Consider the following 255-nt stretch of genomic DNA (forward strand, 5'->3'; position numbering starts at 1 on the left):
CATGCCCCGACCACTGTCCGCTGTTTATCTTCCGGGCTATCTGATTCAGGTTATTGCCGACCGAAGCGAACTGGCGCAACAGCGGCGGTGCCAGTGTCGGAAGACCTGACGTTTTCGATGGCGGTGCACCCAGGCAGACCTTACGCATCCATGACGCAAGTTGTTTTCCCTCACAACGTGCCAGCAGCCGCGCATGTTCCTCATCCGTGACCCGTATCGTGAGCATCCTTTCGCGTTTCACCGGTATCATTAAAA

1 protein-coding gene is annotated in these 255 nt (G+C 56.1%); it reads right to left on the reverse strand.

The window, feature by feature from the left end; genetic code table 11:
• The coding region (locus tag E0D98_RS26625) for a MobC family plasmid mobilization relaxosome protein (RefSeq protein ID WP_131891661.1) at positions 1-226 on the reverse strand (226 nt) is incomplete at its 3' end.
• Positions 227-255: the final 29 nt, after the last annotated feature.

Origin of the sequence: Escherichia sp. KCJ4928 (assembly GCF_004352695.1) — a bacterium.
GTDB lineage: Bacteria > Pseudomonadota > Gammaproteobacteria > Enterobacterales > Enterobacteriaceae > ECMA0423.